At 70.0% G+C, this 16,574-nt stretch carries 14 protein-coding genes; 5 read left to right on the top strand and 9 right to left on the bottom strand.

Going from position 1 to position 16,574, the window contains the following annotated elements; all coding sequences use genetic code 11:
• Positions 1-91: 91 nt before the first annotated feature.
• Entirely contained in the window at positions 92-721 is a 630-nt protein-coding gene (locus tag IEZ20_RS08235; protein ID WP_189295911.1) for a TetR/AcrR family transcriptional regulator, read from the top strand.
• Positions 722-903: 182 nt separating this feature from the next.
• Here the strand turns inward: IEZ20_RS08235 and IEZ20_RS08230 are convergent, their stop codons facing one another.
• From IEZ20_RS08230 to IEZ20_RS08220, 3 genes are all read right to left on the bottom strand, one after another.
• The gene (locus tag IEZ20_RS08230; RefSeq protein WP_189295910.1) at positions 904-1,176 is read right to left on the bottom strand and encodes a DUF4190 domain-containing protein; all 273 of its coding nucleotides are present in this window, start codon (positions 1,174-1,176) and stop codon (positions 904-906) included.
• Positions 1,177-1,678: 502 nt separating this feature from the next.
• A complete protein-coding gene (locus IEZ20_RS08225) occupies positions 1,679-1,849 on the bottom strand; it encodes a hypothetical protein (protein ID WP_030338097.1) in 171 nt (56 codons plus the stop codon).
• Positions 1,850-2,297: 448 nt separating this feature from the next.
• Positions 2,298-3,143 (bottom strand): RNA polymerase sigma factor SigF, encoded by an 846-nt coding sequence (locus tag IEZ20_RS08220; protein ID WP_189295909.1) that lies wholly within the window; start codon positions 3,141-3,143, stop codon positions 2,298-2,300.
• A gap of 287 nt (positions 3,144-3,430) precedes the next feature.
• Here IEZ20_RS08220 and IEZ20_RS08215 point away from each other — a divergent pair, with 287 nt between their 5' ends.
• A complete protein-coding gene (locus IEZ20_RS08215; RefSeq protein WP_189296281.1) occupies positions 3,431-3,718 on the top strand; it encodes a hypothetical protein in 288 nt (95 codons plus the stop codon).
• 122 nt (positions 3,719-3,840) lie between these two features.
• Here IEZ20_RS08215 and IEZ20_RS08210 read toward each other — a convergent pair whose 3' ends face one another.
• From IEZ20_RS08210 to IEZ20_RS08200, 3 genes are all read right to left on the bottom strand, one after another.
• On the bottom strand, positions 3,841-6,216 hold the full coding sequence (locus tag IEZ20_RS08210) for an NACHT domain-containing protein (RefSeq protein WP_189295908.1): 2,376 nt from the start codon (positions 6,214-6,216) through the stop codon (positions 3,841-3,843).
• Between the two features lie 315 nt (positions 6,217-6,531).
• Positions 6,532-7,428 (bottom strand): RNA polymerase sigma-70 factor, encoded by an 897-nt coding sequence (locus IEZ20_RS08205; RefSeq protein WP_189295907.1) that lies wholly within the window; start codon positions 7,426-7,428, stop codon positions 6,532-6,534.
• A 90-nt stretch (positions 7,429-7,518) separates the two neighbouring features.
• Positions 7,519-8,706 (bottom strand): NAD(P)/FAD-dependent oxidoreductase, encoded by a 1,188-nt coding sequence (locus IEZ20_RS08200; RefSeq protein WP_189295906.1) that lies wholly within the window; start codon positions 8,704-8,706, stop codon positions 7,519-7,521.
• 606 nt (positions 8,707-9,312) lie between these two features.
• Between IEZ20_RS08200 and IEZ20_RS08195 the strand changes: the two genes are divergently transcribed.
• Entirely contained in the window at positions 9,313-11,442 is a 2,130-nt protein-coding gene (locus tag IEZ20_RS08195) for a discoidin domain-containing protein (protein WP_189295905.1), read from the top strand.
• Between the two features lie 130 nt (positions 11,443-11,572).
• The gene (locus IEZ20_RS08190; protein ID WP_189295904.1) at positions 11,573-12,652 is read left to right on the top strand and encodes a DUF1996 domain-containing protein; all 1,080 of its coding nucleotides are present in this window, start codon (positions 11,573-11,575) and stop codon (positions 12,650-12,652) included.
• A gap of 139 nt (positions 12,653-12,791) precedes the next feature.
• On the opposite strand, the gene IEZ20_RS08185 is transcribed toward IEZ20_RS08190, so the two are convergent.
• The gene (locus IEZ20_RS08185; protein WP_189295903.1) at positions 12,792-13,247 is read right to left on the bottom strand and encodes a MarR family winged helix-turn-helix transcriptional regulator; all 456 of its coding nucleotides are present in this window, start codon (positions 13,245-13,247) and stop codon (positions 12,792-12,794) included.
• 101 nt (positions 13,248-13,348) lie between these two features.
• Between IEZ20_RS08185 and IEZ20_RS08180 the strand changes: the two genes are divergently transcribed.
• On the top strand, positions 13,349-14,803 hold the full coding sequence (locus tag IEZ20_RS08180) for an MFS transporter (protein ID WP_189295901.1): 1,455 nt from the start codon (positions 13,349-13,351) through the stop codon (positions 14,801-14,803).
• A gap of 129 nt (positions 14,804-14,932) precedes the next feature.
• Here IEZ20_RS08180 and IEZ20_RS08175 read toward each other — a convergent pair whose 3' ends face one another.
• Together IEZ20_RS08175 and IEZ20_RS08170 are read right to left on the bottom strand one after the other, a co-directional pair.
• Complete coding sequence (locus IEZ20_RS08175; protein WP_189295899.1) at positions 14,933-15,907, bottom strand: DUF1648 domain-containing protein; 975 nt, start codon at positions 15,905-15,907, stop codon at positions 14,933-14,935.
• Positions 15,904-16,251 carry a GntR family transcriptional regulator gene (locus tag IEZ20_RS08170; RefSeq protein ID WP_189295897.1) on the bottom strand — a complete coding sequence of 116 codons (348 nt, stop codon included), beginning with the start codon at positions 16,249-16,251 and terminating at the stop codon, positions 15,904-15,906. Before IEZ20_RS08170 ends, IEZ20_RS08175 begins: the two co-directional genes overlap by 4 nt.
• Positions 16,252-16,574 lie beyond the last annotated feature (323 nt).

Raw genomic sequence — 16,574 nt, 5'->3', positions numbered from 1 at the left:
ATCCCCCCGAAGTCATCTCGACACAGCTTTAGTTGACATGCGTCTACTAGACTGGGTACGCCAGTAGACACATGTCAAGTAATCTGCGGTCGTGCCTCGCCGTCAGCGACTCGACCCCGCCGATCGCCGCGCCCAGCTGCTCGCAGTCGGCGCGCGGCTCTTCGCCGCACGCCCGTACGCCGACGTGCTGATGGAGGAGGTCGCCCAAGAGGCCGGGATCTCCCGCGCCCTGCTCTACCGGCACTTCCCCAGCAAGCACGCCCTCTTCGCGGCCGTCTACCAACAGGCGGCGGACCGGCTGCTCGCCGAGACGCGGCTCGACCCGACCCACTCCCTGATCGAGCAGCTCGTTCAGGGCATGGACGTCCACCTCGACTACTTCGTGGCCAACCGCAACGCCGTCCTGACCGCGAACCGGGTCCTCGCGGGCGACCCGGTCATCCAGTCGATCATGACGAACGAACTGGACGCGCTGCGCACGCGACTGCTGGCCGTACTCCCCCTCACGGACGACGCCGCCCGCGAGGCGGTGTCCGCCGTACTGAAAAGCTGGCTGGTCTTCGTCCAGGTCCTCTGCGTCGACTGGCTCGCCCACGAGACCTGCACCCGCACCCAGCTCCGGAACATCTGTATCGGCGCCCTTCTCGGCGCTCTGCGGCCCCTGTTCCCCGACGATCCCGCCCTTGAGTGGCCGCCACAGCAGCCGGAGAACGACGCCTGAAGAGGGACGTGTCCCGCGAGGTTGCTTCCGGGGCGAGCGGTCTGCTCCCGTACACGTTCGGCCCCGCAGCCGTCACACACATGCCTGCGCCGCCCCCGGCAGCGAAGCCGGTGGGCGGCGCAGACCGCTGGATGGCCCCGCTTCGGCGTGCAGGCGCCGCCAGTGGGCCGGGCCGGTTCGGGTCAGCCGACGTGCCAGGTGAGGCTGCCGCCGTTGTTGGCGGCGATGACGAACATCACGATCATGAGAACGATGTCGACCACTCCGAGGCCGATGGCCCACTTGGCCATCGCGGAACCGTTCTGACGCAGCGCCACCGCGCCGAACACGACGGCCAACGGCCCCAGGATGATCGGCAGGAAGAAAATTCCCACAATGCCGCAGACCAGTCCCGCTATCGCCAGTCCGCTCGTCCGGCTCGTATGGGGCGCGCCTATTCTGCTGTGGGACGACATCGGCATCTCCCTAACTGTCACGGTTGGCTTTTCTCTCCTTCGGTTCCCTTCTGGTTGCCCGTCACGGCGGAGCCATGCCTACGATGCGTGGTCAAGTCCTCGCGTATGAGCAGAAGTAGAAGTCGACGACCTTCCGGCAGGCGTATCTCCGCGGCCAGAACCACGAGGGGGCGGGCGGCGTTTCATGACCGAGTCGCCCGCCGTTGGGGAGTCGGACTGCGGCTGCCGGCAAGTGAGTTCGCCGCGTCGGGCGTAGGAGTACGCACCGGCCCCGCAGACAGGAGGAGCAGGGTTCCACTGCTGGGTCTGCGGGACCGGTGCATGACTCACGTACCCTGCGAGGCGTCCGATAAGCCCGATCCCTCCCAGCTGTTTCAGGAGGGCACCTTCCCACACGACGCTTTCCACACGAGCCCTTCCACACGAGTGGGGCCCGGCCGTGTCCGGCCGGGCCCCATCTATCCTGCGTGTGCGACGCGCTCCTCGCGCTGGGTGCCTTCGTCTACCAGCGGTACCAGCGGCCCTTGCGGCCTGTCCCATCCGCGGAACGGACGACGAAGCCCAGCAGCCACACGATGAGCACGATCACCGCGATCCACCACAGTGCCTTCAGGGCGAAGCCGGCGCCGAAGAGAATCAGGGCCAGCAGAAGAACCAGAAGCAGGGGAACCATTGTTATCAACCTCCTGGACACCAGGTGCCCTTACTTCAGCCTTATAAGCACACAAAAAATGAGTTACTTCGGCGGAGAGAAGGGAATATGCGCGTCGCGCGCCATGTGCGGTTCCCCTCGTTCCGCATTCCCCAATGGGCGTACTCGCCTCCGAAGGGCGTTGAATACATCGACACCGTCTACGCGCCTTCAACGTTGACGACGGTGTCGCGTGGGCCAGTTACTACCCGACCTTCCCTCTGCTCGAAGTCCGGACCCACGGTGCCATTCGACTGCGGAGGACTTCTGTGGCCGCTCCCGCAGGCATGGCCTTGCACGGGGGGCAGGTCAGTACGCACGCCCCGTGGGACGAGGTCGTCGGTCCAGGCCCGGGTCGACTCGTCCGTGCCCTGACCCGGCGAAGCCCGCCGCGAGGCGCGGCGGGCTTCGCCGGACGGCAACCCCTCTCTCAGCCTGTGGTGAGCAGGCCTTCGCGCAGCCGTGTCAGGCAGCGCGTGAGGAGACGGGAGACGTGCATCTGGGACACGCCGAGGCGTTCGCCGATCTGAGCCTGGGTGAGTTCCTCCACGAACCGCATGTGGATGATCTGCCGGTCCCTCTCATCGAGTTCCGCGATCAGCGGGGCCAGGGAGTGGAAGTCCTCCACCAGCTCCAGGGCGCCGTCCTCGACGCCGATGAAGTCCTGCAAGGCGGTTTCGCCGTCCTCGCTGGCGTTGATCGCGGCGTCCAGGGAGGAGGAGTTGTAGCCGTTGGCGGCCACGCGGGCTTCGATCACCTCGTCCTCGGACAGGCTCATCAGCTCCGACAGCTCCTTCACCGTGGGCGTGCGGCCCAGGCGGCTGCGGAGTTCTTCGGTGGCGCGGGCCAGCTGGACACGGGCTTCCTGCAGACGGCGCGGTACGTGGACGGCCCAGGTGGTGTCCCGGAAGAAACGCTTGATCTCACCGACGATGTAGGGGATGGCGAAGGAGGTGAACTCCACCTCCCGGGACAGTTCGAACCGGTCGATGGCCTTGATCAGGCCGATCATGCCGACCTGGACGATGTCCTCCATCTCCTCAGGACCCCGGCTGCGGAACCTGCCGGCCGCGTAACGCACCAGGGACATGTTCATCTCGATCAGCGTATTGCGCGCGTACTGGTACTCAGGTGTGCCCTCTTCCAGCACCGCCAGCTGGTCGAAGAACAGACGTGTCAGCTGTCGGGCGTCCTTCGGCGCCACCTGAGAGGGGTCAGCGACCTCCGGTGGACCAGCTACGTTGGTCTCCGTCTTCGCCGCAGCCACTGTCGCCATGATGCTTCCCTCCCCTATCACTGCACGCTGCCAGCGTGCCTCGGGCTGACGACCGCGCGCCTACCCCGGTATCTGCCGGTCATGCACGCGAAGGTTGTCGGGCACGCCGTCCGCCCGGTGATCCGTGCCGGCTCGGCACCGTGCCGGCGCCGCTCACGTCGGCGACAGGAGTGTATGAGGCATGCGTGAGGGTAGGCGCCCCAACCGGAATGGATACTTCCGGAACGCTGTACGGCCTGTCTCGCACCGTGATCGCGCGGGGCGGGCCGAGCAAGGAGGAGATGAGCATGAAGTTGACGCGATGGGTCGCGAGCGCGAGCGTGTGTGCCGCGATCGCCGGAGGCGTCGTACTGACCGGCGGCAGCTCCGCGATCGCAGCCACTCCTGGGGCCGGCGGACATCACGGGGCTCCCAGCGCGGCGGTCGGCATGGACCACCACGGCAGTGCCCGACAGCCCACGGATCCGTGGATCGCCGATCAGCTGGCGGCCTTCTACCCCTCGGCCGCCCACCGGTTGGCGGTTTTCGACCCCTGGGTCAAGGATCAGCTGGCCCAGTCGCATACCGGCAAGTGAGTGTGAGGGACTCCCGGGCTGGGAGCTCCCATGGACGCAGCCCGATCAGAGCCCGCAGTCAGGACCGGGCGTCGGGCAGACCCATCATGGCGCCACCGGCGTCGGGCAGACCCGTGATCGTGTCACTCGGCCAGATGCAGCTGCAGGCCTTCGTCCCGGAAGCTGTACAGAGGACCCTCCTGGCGCAGGATCCCGCAGGTGTGCAGCACGTCTAGATAGCGGAGCAGTGACCACGGCACCCGGTGCCGGACGGTGAACCAGGCCATGCACACCGCGTAGCTGGGCCAAGCGGTGTTGAAGGAAGCGACGATGATTCCGATGGTCGCCCCGAAGAGGATGCCGTCCAGCGGGCCGGCCGTGAAGGACCCGTCGCTCAGCGACTGCAAGAACTCGGGCGCGAGGAGATCCAGAACAGCCAGCCCGGCGGTGGCGCCGGCCGCGACACCGACCACGCTCAGTACGGCGAGCCAGCGGTCACGGCGGTACAGCCGCTGGGCAGTCGCCGTGGGCTGGGGACCGGGCTGGTTCAGCCACCGGATGAGCCCGCCGGCGAGACCGATCCCCGGACCGGCCACCGCGCCGAAGAAGAGCCCCACGTGCAGGCCGTGGATCGCGCCGCGGGACACGCCCCCGACGAATCCGCCGGCCACGCCCACGGCGGCAGCGGCAGTCGTGGCGGCAACCAGATGCGGCAGCGGATTCCCTCGCGGCTGGAAGCTGGCCGTGGCGGGATGGAGCTCCGCCGCCGGGCTGGTCAACAGGCGCGCGGACACGGTCGCCACGACCAGGCCCATGCACACGGCCATGAACACTCCCAGGAGGGAACGCGGCGGATCGGCGCGCGGCGCCAGGACAGCGGCCGTCCCGCACGTCATCAGCGCGCTCGCGCTCGCGGCGGCAGCAGTGGCCAGGGCGATGTCACGCCAGGTGCGCCAGTCGTGCCAGGTGCCCGAGACGAGGATCCGGCGGCCCCAGAACACGAAGCCCACGACCGGCGCGATCTCGACGGTGTCGACGGCGGCGACGTCCCAGCCGACCCAGAACGCACCGACGGTCATGACGGCCGCGGCGCTGCCGGCGACCGCGGCCGCGACGCCGGCGGGGGCGCGGGTGTCCACGCCCCGGCACACGCCCAGGACGACGCCGGTGACCGTGCCCAGGGCGAAACCCCGCGTCAGGCCCGCGGGCATCAGCAGGCACAACTGGTAGGCGGGCGCGGTCAGCGGCGCCATCGCCACGCCGAAGGCGGCCGGCGGCACCCTCGCGTACAGGCGCCACCACGCCATCGTCCGTGCCACAGGAGGCTTCGACATCTCCGTGGCCATCCGTACCGCGAGACATCGCGCCAGCCGGGCCCGGCGGTCGCTGAGGGAGCGAGCATCGAGGACGTCGTCGACGAATGACGCGTACAGCACCTTCTTGGCCGCTTCCACGCCGTGGCTCACGGCATTGAGGAACTGGACCGCCAACGACGGATTGCGCAGTCCCGTCCGTATGAGGAGGTCCAGGTACAGCGGTCGGCTCAGCAGGTGGGTCAGGGGTGCGCACGTGCCGCTGGTGAGGTGGCTGTGGATGGTCAGCCACGCGACCCGCTCGTGGAGGGGCACCTGGGGGTCGCTGATGATGACGGCCGTCATCATGTCCAGGTAGTGAGCGACGTCAGGGCTGTCCAGGAGCTTCAGCCTGAGCGGCACGGCGTCGTGCAGCAAGGGCAGCGCGGGGCAGGCACGCGTCAGCAGCAGGAGGGGCATGTCATCGTCGATACAGGCGTTGATCTGGTGGAGCGCGGATTCCTGGGCCTGACCGTCACGCAGTTCGTCGAGGCCGTCGAGGATGAGGAGGACCTTGTCGCTGTTCAGGAGGTCCCGCAGGAGTGGCTCGGGTGTCGCCTCGACCTCGCGCAGCCGCGGGAACGTGGTGAGCACCTGCCGCTCGAACCAGGCGGTGAACGCTTCGTCGCGCGGACTCCAGGAGGCCAGCGGAAGGTACAGCGGCACGTATCCGTCGCTCTTGGCCAGTCCGTAGGTGAGCAGGACGGCGAACGTCGTCTTGCCCGTGCCCGCCTCACCGGAGATCACGGCCTTGCTGGGGAGCTTGCCGCCGGCCAGCAGATCAGCGGCCCTTTCGGCGTACTCCTTCACGTCCCACAGGCCGTAGTCCAGCAACAGTGGTGCGGGGGTCGGGGACGCGTCGGTCAACGTGACGGAGATGAGCGGCTTGCGGTGGAGGCCGCGGCGTTTGCGCTCCTCGGACCAGTACCGTTTGACGTCGGCGCGGAGCAGGGGCAGCACCTTCGCGAGCGGCTGCTTGGGAGGGGGATTCTGGATCGCGTGCGACAGCAGGCCGATGACCAGGGCAAGGACCGAGGACAGGGAATCGGCGTCCGACAGGCCCTGGGTGGTGAAGGTCCATGCGAGCCAGCCACCGGCAGCCAGCTGGATCGTCCGCCTCAGCCAGTCCCGCCCCGTGGCGTCCCGCAGCTTGTTCATGACACTCATGACGCGTCCACCCCCTGCATGTCACCCAGGTGGACGCCTCGCACGGGGCCCCCGTTCCTCGCACGGGCCACCAACGGGAGCACGCGGCACACAGGGGGCGCGTGCCCTGGCCCCGAGCGCCCGCAGTGGACCGCTCGGCTGGTACGGCCGGAACCGGTGCACGGCGCGGTTCGGCCGGTGGAGCCGTGGGTCGTCGGGTGACGGGTGACGGGTGACGGGTGACGGGTGACGGCCGGTCCGCCGAAGGGCGGCCGGCCGTCGTCCCTGCCACGGGCAGCCATTGCAGCGCTGCCACCGCTCCGTGCACCGGTGGGTTCACCGCAGCGTGAGTGGCGTTTCGGAGGCGACCCGGGTGAGTTTCTGCGGGTTGCGGACGTAATAGAGGCTGGTGATACGGCCGTTGTGCACGCAGGCTGCCATGATGCCGTCGACCTCGCCGTCGAGACGGAAGAGGAGCCCGGGGCTGCCGTTGACCATGGTCGGGTCGGCGGCGAGGACGGCATCGGTCTTGCCGAGGCCGCCCGCCAGGAAGCGGAGTACCTTCTCGGCGCCGATGACCGGCCGCAGGGCGGCGTGCTTGATGCCGCCGCCGTCGTTGAGGACGACGATGTCGGGTGCGAGTACGTCGAGCAGCCCTTGGAGGTCCCTGCCCTCCAGCGCTCGCCGGAACGACTCCAGCACGGCCCGGCTCTCGCTCACCGAGACCACGGAGCGGGGACGCCGGGCGTCGATGTGCCGACGGGCACGGTGCGCGATCTGACGCACCGCGGCAGCGCTCTTGTCGACCGCGGCGGCGATGTCGTCGTAGCCGACGTCGAAGACCTCGCGCAGTACGAAGACGGCGCGTTCGGTCGGTGACAGCGTCTCCAGGACGAGCATGAGCGCCATCGACACGCTCTCGGCGAGTTCGACGTCCTCGGCCACGTCCGGCGCGGTCAGCAGGGGCTCCGGCAGCCACGGGCCGACGTAGTCCTCCTTGCGTCGCGTCATGGTGCGCAGCCGGTTCAGGGACTGGCGGGTCGTGATCCGGACCAGGTAGGCACGCTGGTCGCGCACCGTGTCCAGGTCGGTTCTGCTCCACCGCAGCCAGGCTTCCTGGAGGACGTCCTCGGCGTCGGCTGCGGATCCGAGCATCTCGTAGGCGACGGTGAACAGCAGGTTGCGGTGGACGATGAACGCATCGGTCGCCGCGTCGGTGGCGTGGTCACTCATGTCTTCTGTCTCTCCTTCGCGGTCAACCCTGCCCTGACGTGAGCATCTCAGGGTGACCGGCTCGGCTTCTCGGTGCGTTCAGACGGTGGTTCAGGGAGCCGCCGGCGTGGCACGGTGCTCGGCGCGCAGCAGCCCGCGACGCGTGGTGTCCTTGAACTGCCAGCGGAAGGAGCCGGGTTCGCGCGCTTCCTCCTCCAGTTCCTTCACGACGCCCTGGCATGCGCGCTCCTTGATGCCGGCCGCGAGGCGGCCGCCGATGGAGTACCTGTTCACGGTGTCGTCCTTGGCGGCGAGCTGGACGGTGGCGGCGCGCCGGCCCAGGGCGATGCACTGGCCGAAGTACCCCACGTCGATGACCGTGGGCTGCTCGCCGACGATACGTGCCAGCACGGTGTCGGCCGCGTGGGCTCCCAGCGGACGCGCGGTCTGGCAGCTCATCCGCAGCGGCCTGTCCGAGGGCGCCGCCGCATCCCCGGCCGCGACGATGCGCGCGTCGTCCACGCTGGTCAAGGTCTCGTCGGTGAGCAGCCGTCCGGAGGCGTCCGTGGTCAGTCCGCTGCGGGCGGCCAGGTCCGGTACGCCGAAACCAGTGGTCCAGATGGTCACGGAGCTGGGCAGCGCGTTGCCGCCCCTGAGGCGGACGTCGTCACGGGTCACCGCGGTGACCTTCGCGTCGGGGCCGTCGAGCACGGTCACCCCTAGCCTGGCCAAACGCCTGGCCACCGCACGCCGCACCCGCGGGTGCAGGGACGGGCCGAGCACGCCGCCGCAGACCAGCGTCACCCGGCGGCCCTGGTCCGCCAGCTCCGCGGCGATCTCGATCCCGGTCGATCCGCCTCCCACCACCGTGACGGCGGCCGCGGCGGGCGCGGCCCCGACGGCTTCCCTCAGTCGCCGCGCCTCCTCCAGCGTGCCCACCGGATAGGCGAACTCGGCCGCCCCGGGCACGTGCGGTGCCGCGCTGGCACTGCCCACCGCGTAGATCAGGTAGTCGTAGCCGACCGTGCCGCCGCTCGCCAGCGCCACGCTGCGCGCACCGGCGTCGATCCGGGTAGCGGTGTCCACCACCAGCCCCACCCGCTCGCCCAGCACCTGCCGGTAGTCCACGACACCCTGGTGGGACCCGCCCACCACCTGGTGCAGGCGAACACGCTCGACGAAGACGGCACGCGGATTGACCACGGTCACCGCCACGTCACGGCGCTGAGTCAGGCGATTGGCCGCCAGAACCCCGGCGTACCCGCCGCCGATCACCACCACGTCGATGTTCCTGCTCACGGTGTCCCCTTCCCTGACGGACGTTCACCATGAAGACACCGCGTCACCGGACCCTGTGACAGCGCGAGACGCAGATCACCCTCCGTGGCTCCCCTGGTCGGCGGAGCCGGTCCCGGGCACGACGTGCCGGTGGCACGACGTGCCGGTCGGCTCGTGCTGCGGGACGGCTGCCGCCACCGTCATGGTCGTAGCCGCGAGCAGCGAGCGATAGGAATCCGTCTCCTTAAGTAAAGCCGAAAGGAAAGTCCGTCCAAGCGCTTGACCTCGCCATGACCGCCGGGCATGGTTCCGAAGAGCGCTCTTCCACCGCGTCACCCCCGGCACGCAACGGCAACGCCTCCCCTCCGGGCCGGGCCGCCCCGCCCCGCCCCGGGCCCGAGGGGGCTCGCACCTCCCGTAGTACGCGCACGCGGACGGCCTCCTCCCCGGAGCGTGGCCGATGCATCCCCACACCGCCGCCGACCGGTTCAGGCGGGACGGAGGAGACGGAGGAGTACGGACCCTCCGGCGTCACGTCCCGTCCCCGGCGGCCCGACCCGTCAGGAGCGCCCGTTGTCCAGACCGGCTCCCGCCGTCCCTCTCCCCCGCCGTACCCGCCGCACGGCCATGCCCTTCATCGCCCTCGGCTCCCTCCTCGCGTCCATGTTCACGGTCGCGCTCGCCCCGGGCGCGCACGCCGCCGACACCCTCCTGTCCCAGGGCAGGCCCGCCACCGCCTCCTCGCAGGAAGGCGACGGCTACGCGGCGGCCGCCGCCGTGGACGGCGACCTCACCGGAACCCGGTGGGCCAGCCAGTGGAGCGACCAGCAGTGGCTCCAGGTCGACCTGGGCCAAGTGGCGAACCTCAGCCGTGTGGTCCTGACCTGGGAGTCGGCCTACGGCAAGGACTACGAGATCCAGGCGTCCGACAACGGCGACGACTGGCACACCGTGATGAAGGTGACCGGAGGTGACGGCGGCACCGACGACCTCGCCGTCTCGGGGACCGGCCGCTACGTCCGGATGCAGGGCCTGGCGCGGTCCGGCGGATACGGGTACTCGCTCTGGGAGTTCCAGGTCTACGGCTCCACCGGCGGCAGCACTCCCCCGCCCTCCCCGGGCGCCGTGAAGGTCGAGGGCGGTCAGGGCAACTGGCGTCTGACCGTGGGCGGCCAGCCGTACACCGTCAAGGGAGTCACCTGGGGCCCGGCGGCCTCCGACGCCCCCAGATACCTGCCGGACGTCAAAGCCCTGGGCGCCAACACGATCCGCACCTGGGGCACGGACGGCTCGAGCAAGACACTGCTGGACGCCGCGGCGTTCCACGGGATCCACGTGATCAACGGCTTCTGGCTCCAGCCCGGCGGCGGACCGGGCGCCGGGGGCTGCGTCGACTACGTGACCGACACCGCCTACAAGAACACCATGCTCACCGAGTTCGCCAAGTGGGTGGACACCTACAAGAGCCATCCGGCGACGCTGATGTGGAACGTCGGCAACGAGTCGGTCCTCGGTCTGCAGAACTGCTACGGCGGAGCGGAGCTGGAGGCGCAGCGCAACGCCTACACCAGCTTCGTCGACGACGTCGCCAAGAAGATCCACGGCATCGACCCCGACCACCCGGTCACCTCCACCGACGCGTGGACCGGCGCCTGGCCGTACTACAAGCGCAACGCGCCCGATCTCGACCTGTACGCGATGAACTCCTACAGCAACGTGTGCAAGGTCCGCCAGGACTGGATCGACGGCGGCTACACCAAGCCGTACATCATCACCGAGACCGGACCGGCCGGCGAGTGGGAGGTGCCCGACGACGCCAACGGCGTTCCCGACGAGCCGACCGACGCGCAGAAGGCGGACGGGTACACCAAGGCCTGGAACTGCGTCACCGGGCACCCGGGGGTGGCCCTGGGCGCCACTCTGTTCCACTACGGCACCGAACACGACTTCGGCGGCGTCTGGTTCAACCTCGTGCCCGACGGGCTGAGGCGGCTGTCCTACTACGCCGTCAGGAAGGCGTACACCGGCTCGGCGTCCGGGGAGAACACGCCCCCGGTCATCAGCGGCATGACCGTGTCCCCGGCCTCCTCCGCACCGGCCGGCGGCGAGTTCACCGTCCACGCCGACGTCCGTGACCCCGATGGTGACGCGATCACGTACAAGGTGTTCCTCAGCGGCAACTACGCGAACGGCGACAAACGGCTCGTCGAGGCGCAGTGGCGCTCGACCGGGAACGGGAACTTCACCGTCACCGCGCCCCAGAAGCTCGGCGTGTGGAAGGTCTACGTGCAGGCCGAGGACGGGCACGGCAACGCCGGCATCGAGACCGAGTCCGTCAAGGTCGTCGCCCCGCCGGTGAGCGGGACCAATCTGGCGCTGAACCGGCCCGCGACCGCCTCCTCCTTCCAGCCGTCCTACGGCGACTGCCCCTGCACCCCGGCGCTCGCCGTCGACGGCCGCGCCGACACCCGCTGGGCCAGCGACTGGAGCGACCCGCAGTGGTTCCAGGTCGACCTCGGCTCCGCCAAGGCGCTGCGCACGCTGCAGCTCGTCTGGGACCCCGCCTACGCCAAGTCGTACGAGGTGCAGGTGTCCGACGACGCGCACACCTGGCGCCCGGTGTACTCCACGACCGCCGGCGACGGCGACGTGGACACCCTGGACGTCTCGGCCACCGGCCGCTATGTGCGCCTCCAGCTGACGGCACGCGGTACGGGCTGGGGCTACTCCCTCCACGAACTGGGGATCTACGGCTGACGGCCGTGCCCCGGACGACGACGACGCCGGAGCCTCCACGGCGTCTCGCCGTGACCACACCGATCGCACCCTCCGCGTGGCACACGCCCCGTGTACGCGGACCCTCTTCCCCCACGGGCAGGAGATTTCCATGAGACCGAGTCCGCAACGACTCCCCGCACTCCTCCTCGGCACCGCCCTCCTCGCCACCGCCCTCGGCGTCGGCAGCCTCGCCTCCGCCGGTGACAGCGGCGAGGCCCCCGCCGCCGCGGTCACGCACACCGGGCACGCGATGGCCGTGTCCACCCAGGGCTCCGGCGACGACCCGGACGGCGACGGCTACATACCGGCCGTGCCGCAGGTCACCGGTGTCACACCGTCCACGAACACTCCGCCACCGCGCTACTTCCACGAGTTCCAGGCCAACTGCTCGGTCACCCACACCGCTGCGGACGACCCGATCGTCTACCCCGGCCAGCCCGGCAAGTCCCACGACCACACCTTCATGGGCAACACCTCGACCGACGCGGGCAGTACGACGTCCTCCCTCTACGGCGGCACGACCACCTGCAAGGCACCCGCCGACGCCTCGGGCTACTGGATGCCCTCGCTGTACAAGGGCGACCGGAAGATCCTGCCCGTCGGCCCCCAGACGATCTACTACAAGGCCGGCGTCACCGACTACACCAGTGTGCGGCCCTTCCCCAAGGGCCTGCGGTTCGTGGTGGGTGATCCGATGCAGAGCGCCGACCAGTTCCGCCACCACCGCGGCTTCGTCGAGGGCTGGGAGTGCGGCGACAGCTACTTCAACACCGACATTCCCACGAGCTGCCCGGACCGGGCCGACGTCCAGCTAAACATCCGCTTCCAGGCGCCCAGTTGCTGGGACGGCACGTACCTCGACACACCGGACCACAAGAGCCACATGGCCTATCCGGTCGTCAAGCCCGGAACGAACGACAACGTGTGCCCCGCCGACCATCCGGTCGCGCTGCCGATGATCGAGTTCAAGATGGCCTTCCCGGTCAACGGCGACATGTCCCAGGTGCACCTGGCCAGCGGGCGCGGCTACTCCTTCCACTACGACTTCTTCAACGCCTGGGAGGAACGCACGCTCAAGGCCATGGTCGACCACTGCATCGTGGGCGGCCTCCAGTGCGACGCCCGCGGCTACGACCAGACACACCCGGAAGCGGGTGCGGCCCTGGACACGGACTACCGGCTGCCCTGACCGCCGGTTCCATCCCTCGGCCCGGCCGGCCCCGCGTACCGCGGACCGGCCGGGCCGAGCGGCGGCGCGCGGGCGGACCGCCGCCGGCTCCAGCGGTGCGCGCCACGGAGCCTTCTGGTTCCGCCTGGGACCTGGGATCTCAGGAGTCGGCGATTCGGCGCATGATTCGGGAAGCCCGTAGGAGCGTCAGTCGCTCCTCTTCGGACAGTTGGGCAAGCTTCCCCTCCAGCCAGTCCTGGCGTACTGCCAGTGCTTCGCGAGCGACTTCGGTGCCGGACGGGGTGAGGCAGAAGAGGACGCGACGCCCGTCTTTCGGGTCCTTGTGCCGCGTCGCGTGTCCGCCGGAGACGAGCCGGTTGACGGTCTGACTCATGGAGCTTGGTGTCACGCGGGCGCGCCGGCTGAGTTCGGTCAGGCTCTGCGGGCCGCGGTTGTAGAGCGCGGTGAGCACGATGACGGCCGCCTCGGCCATCTCGCCGTCGCCGCGTTCGGAGCGGAAGCGGCTGTAGACCCTGGCCACCGCGACCCGCAGCTCGGTGCCGAGGGCCAGGGTGCCCTCGCCTGAGAGGTCTTCGGGGTTTGCGTTCGCGCTCACAGTTCCTTAGCATAACGAAGGAAGATGTTTAGTAGTAAGAAAGAAATGTCTTCGGTGCGCCCTCCCGGCGCCCTGGATTCGTCCATGACCGACGAGGCCCCATGTCTCCCACCTCGCCCCCGCGCCCCGGTACGTGCCCGAAACCGGCAGCATCCACCAGTGACGGTTTCGGCCTGCGGTTCACGTTCCCACTGATGTTGGGCACGACGTTGAACCCGGTGAACAGTTCCATGATCGCCACCGGTCTCGCCGGGATCGCCGCCGACTTCCACCTGGGCCCCGGCCCGGCCGCGTCCCTGGTGTCCGTGCTGTACCTGTGCAGCGCGGTCATGCAACCCACCATGGGCAAGCTGGCCGCGATCTTCGGCCCCAGGAAGATCTTCCTCACCGGCGTGGCCATCCTCCTGGCCGGCGGCGCGATCGGCACCCTCGCACCCGGCTTCCAGATCCTGCTGCTCTCCCGCGCACTGATCGGCATCGGCTCGTCGGCCTGCTACCCCGCCTCGACGGCGCTCGTGCGCCGCCGGGCCGAGCGGCTGAAGACCGGCGTGCCCAGCACCGTACTGGGCAGCTTCTCCATCGCCTCACAGATCGTGGCCGTGCTCGGCCTGCCGCTCGGCGGTGTACTGGCCGGTGTCTTCGGCTGGCGCGCCCTGTTCTTCGTCAACGTGCCCCTGGCTGCCTTCGCCCTGGTCTTCGCCGCCAAGAACGTAGAGAAGGACCCGCCCGCCGAATCCGGCGGCGTCAAGGAGTCGCTCGCGGCCGTCGATCCCCTCGGGGTCTTCCTGTTCGCCCTGTCCGTGGTGTGCCTGCTGCAGTTCCTGAACGACCTCGACCACCCCGCCTGGCCACTGGGGTCTGTCGCGCTCGTCACGCTCGCGGCGCTCATCCGGTGGGAACGGCGCACCGCCTCACCGCTGATCGACGTCCGGTCCCTCGCCCGCAATCCGGCGCTGCGCCGGACCTACGTACGCCAACTGCTGGTGGGCCTGGGGATGTACGCCTCGATGTACTCCCTCACCCAGTGGCTGGAAGGCAGCGCCGGATACTCCTCCTTCCAGACCGGCTTGATCATGCTGCCGATGTCCGCGGTCAGCATGATCCTGGCCCGCTTCGTCTCCACCCGCGGCCGGGTGCGCCGGCCGCTGCTGACCGGGAACCTCGCGCTGGCCGGGGGCGGACTGCTCATGCTCACAGCGCACGAGGGAAGCCCCCTGGCCCTGATCCTGCTGACGACCGGCGTCCTCGGCTTCCCCAACGGCCTGTGCAACTTCGCCAACCAGACCACCCTGTTCGTCCAGACCCCCGCCGACGAAGTCGGTGTCGCCGCAGGACTGTTCCGCACCTTCGGCTACATCGGCGCGATCTTCTCCTCCAGCGTGATCTCCCTCAGCTTCGGCGGCCACGTCACCGACGCCGGCTTCCACCGCATGGGCTGGATCGTCCTCGCCCTGGGAGCCCTCACCCTTCTGGCCACCCTCTTCGACCGCACCATCCCCGCCACCGTGGCCCAGGACAACGACTCCGACACCGCAACCGAAGGAACCCGCCGATGAAACTGCTCGTCATCCCCCCGTTCCCGCTCGGCCTGCTCCTGCGCCGACCGCCGACCACCACCGCTGCCACACCGCACTCGGCGGCCACCCGCCCATCACCTGTGTGAACAACGCTTCGGGTCAATACGTCTAGGGGGCGTCCACGGCGTTCAGGAGGGCCGCGCCGCGTTCGGCGTCGTCCACGCTCACCGCGAATTCCCTCCCGTTGAGGGACCGGACGACCAGACACTCGCCGCCGCGCAGCATCACGGTGGTCCCCAGCCCGCTCAGCCTGTAGCCCCAGCCACCCACCTGGGCCGGCGTGCGGATCTCGGCGCGGGCGGACTCGATACCGTCGGGAGCCCAGCGCCGTCTCGGCCAGCCGAAGGGGCCGAAGGCCACTTCCAGTCCCCGCTCGCTGACCCGGGCCTGTACCGAGGAGCAGCAGAGGATCACCACGCAGGAGAGGGTCAGCACGGCGGCGGCGACCGCCCCCGACGTCCGGTCCGTGAGCCCCGCCAGTGCCCCCACCACCGCGGCGAGCGCGAGCAGGCCCGTCGCGGCAGAGGTCGCCTGGAGCCACGGGTTCGAGGTACGGGAGAGCCACACGAACCGCTGCCCGGCGGGGACCACCATGGCCGGACCGTCGGTGGCCGACCGGGAAACGGCCGGTTTCCGGCGCCCAGCGAGCAGGGGGACCGCCGCGCCCACGCCCGTCACGACGAGCGTGCCCACCGCCCACCACGTCACCGAGCCCGCCTCGTGCCAGTCCGTGCGGTCCAGGTTCGCCCGCACCACGGACACCTGTGCGCCGACCAGGGCCGCGCCACCGGATCCGAGCGTCGCCGCAGCCCACGGCGGGATCCCCCGGGCGCCGCCCCGCCGAACGGTCAGTGCCACCACCGCGGTCAGCACCGTCCAGACCAGCGCCGGGAGCAGCGCGGCGGCCCACAACGGCAGGGAGCCGTCGGGCCTGTCCGAGCCCGCGCTCCAGTGCGTCGCCAGCCGGTCCGGCAGCCGGCCGCTCGCGGCCGCCGGCAGTCCGGCGAGGAGCACCAGGACACCGGCACCCCAGCCGGCCACGCCCCAGGCCGCTCCGTTCCTGCGTCCCGTATGGTCCGTCACGGGATCCCCCTGATCATGTCGATGAGGTCGCTCTTGCCGTAGCCCAGGTGCGCCGCGTCGGCCACCAGCTCGCGTACCCGGTCCAGCAGTGCCGAGCGCTGGTCGGCTCCTTCGGCGACGGTCACACCCCGGCCCCGGCGGAACTCCAGCAGCCCCTCGTGGCGCAGCGCCCGCAGTCCTCGCAGAACGGTGTTGACGTTCACCCCGAGCGCCCGGGAGAGGTCGCGGGCCGGAGGGAGCCGGTCGCCCGGCCCGCACTCGCCCTCGGCGATGGCCCGCCGGATCGCACCGGCCACCTGCTCGTGCAGAGGGCGGGTGTCCTCGGTGTTCAGCCTCAGAAGCATGGTGCTAATGACGATAGCACCATGTGGTTCATGTGAAGCGGTGCTCGCTCCGGCTCAGCGGCACTCGGCGAGCCGGGGCCGAAGACCGAGCACCGCGAGGACCTCGCCGCGAGCAGCGGTCGCGCCCGGGGCGGCAGCCGCCTCGCGCCCGGGGCGGCAGCCGCTCCCCGCCGCACTCACCGCCCCTTGCTCACCACCCCTCTGCCCACGACGGCGGTCTCCCCGGCACCTCACGGTCGGCGCAGCCCCTTCCGACGGGAGCCCGGGACCGGTGAGGTCGCCCACTCGGATCTGGGCTGGCGCGTCCCGCGAGTCGGCAGCCC

It is taken from the genome of Streptomyces cinerochromogenes (genome assembly GCF_014648635.1).
In the GTDB taxonomy this organism is placed as follows: domain Bacteria; phylum Actinomycetota; class Actinomycetes; order Streptomycetales; family Streptomycetaceae; genus Streptomyces; species Streptomyces cinerochromogenes.
This window is presented reverse-complemented; position numbering and strand designations above follow the sequence as displayed.

Excerpts from the sequence above, each read along its gene's own strand:
- IEZ20_RS08230 (WP_189295910.1), bottom strand. The coding sequence starts at position 1,176 with ATGTCGTCCCACAGCAGAATAGGCGCGCCCCATACGAGCCGGACGAGC.
- IEZ20_RS08225 (WP_030338097.1), bottom strand. The coding sequence starts at position 1,849 with ATGGTTCCCCTGCTTCTGGTTCTTCTGCTGGCCCTGATTCTCTTCGGC.
- IEZ20_RS08220 (WP_189295909.1), bottom strand. The coding sequence starts at position 3,143 with ATGGCGACAGTGGCTGCGGCGAAGACGGAGACCAACGTAGCTGGTCCA.
- IEZ20_RS08215 (WP_189296281.1), top strand. The coding sequence starts at position 3,431 with ATGAAGTTGACGCGATGGGTCGCGAGCGCGAGCGTGTGTGCCGCGATC.
- IEZ20_RS08210 (WP_189295908.1), bottom strand. The coding sequence starts at position 6,216 with ATGAGTGTCATGAACAAGCTGCGGGACGCCACGGGGCGGGACTGGCTG.
- IEZ20_RS08205 (WP_189295907.1), bottom strand. The coding sequence starts at position 7,428 with ATGAGTGACCACGCCACCGACGCGGCGACCGATGCGTTCATCGTCCAC.
- IEZ20_RS08195 (WP_189295905.1), top strand. The coding sequence starts at position 9,313 with ATGCCCTTCATCGCCCTCGGCTCCCTCCTCGCGTCCATGTTCACGGTC.
- IEZ20_RS08190 (WP_189295904.1), top strand. The coding sequence starts at position 11,573 with ATGAGACCGAGTCCGCAACGACTCCCCGCACTCCTCCTCGGCACCGCC.
- IEZ20_RS08180 (WP_189295901.1), top strand. The coding sequence starts at position 13,349 with ATGTCTCCCACCTCGCCCCCGCGCCCCGGTACGTGCCCGAAACCGGCA.
- IEZ20_RS08170 (WP_189295897.1), bottom strand. The coding sequence starts at position 16,251 with ATGCTTCTGAGGCTGAACACCGAGGACACCCGCCCTCTGCACGAGCAG.